The following is a 1115-nucleotide window of genomic DNA, read 5'->3' as shown; positions in this document are numbered from 1 at the left end:
TCTGGTTCTGGGAAAACGGTTATTGTCAATTTTCTTTTAGCACAACTTCAAAAGCATGATCCCAATATGGTCTTTTTTGACAAAGATCGGGGTGCAGAACTTTTTGTCAGAGCGGGTGGCGGCACTTATATGCCTTTGAAAAATGGTAGACCAACAGGCATAGCCCCCTTGAAAGGCTTAGACTATAACAATCCAGCAGATAGAGTTTTTTTACGCCAATGGATTATAAAGCTTGTTTCTTCTGAAGATCAAAAGATCAGTGAATCAGAAAGACAAGACATCACGGCGGCAGTTGAGCAGCTTGCCTTGTTGCCCAAAGAACAACGGACGATCTCCGCCTTACAAATGTTTTTTGACACCACACACAGGGAGGGGATAGCGGGTCGTTTAGAAAGATGGTGTAAAGGCAATGCCTTAGGGTGGGTTTTTGACAATCCTGATGACGACATTGGCATTGATGCAAAATTTATTGGTTATGACATGACGGATTTTTTAGACAATAATGAAATTCGTCCACCGCTCATGATGTATCTTTTTCATAGAATTCTGTCTCTGATTGATGGGCGTCGTATTATCATTGTCATTGATGAGTTTTGGAAAGCCTTAGAGGATGATTCCTTTAAAGCCTTTGCGCAAGACAGGCTGAAAACTATCCGTAAACAAAATGGTTTGATGTTGTTTGCGACACAATCCCCCAAAGATGCGATTAATTCGACCATTGCCCACACCATTATAGAGCAATGCCCCACACAGATTTATTTTCCCAACCAAAAGGGCAATCATGGGGATTATGTAGAAGGGTTTAAATTATCGGACAGAGAATTTAACCTGATACAATCAGAATTAAGCCGTGAGTCACGGCGTTTTCTCATCAAACAAGGGCAAAGTTCAGTTGTAGCAGAACTGAATTTACGCGGCTTTGATGATGAAATAGCCATTTTAAGTGGCACCACCAAGAATATTGAACTCCTAGAAACCATTATGGATGAAGTTGGACAATCTCCAGAAAAATGGCTTCCTATTTTTCAAGAAAGGTCAAAACAATGAAAAAACTTTTATTGGCAACAGCCGTCTGTGCAGCTTCATTTGGCTTTCAAACAAATGCCTTTGCTATC

General features: G+C 40.6%; 1 pseudogene. It reads left to right on the top strand.

Going from position 1 to position 1115, the window contains the following annotated elements:
* Positions 1-1047: pseudogene (locus PVV60_RS10600) on the top strand (transporter); the annotation flags it as partial.
* Between the last annotated feature and the right edge of the window lie 68 nt (positions 1048-1115).

Origin of the sequence: Bartonella sp. AU18XJBT (genome assembly GCF_028618595.1) — a bacterium.
GTDB lineage: Bacteria > Pseudomonadota > Alphaproteobacteria > Rhizobiales > Rhizobiaceae > Bartonella.
Note: the sequence above shows the minus strand (reverse complement) of the source record. Positions and strands in the feature narration are given on the sequence as shown.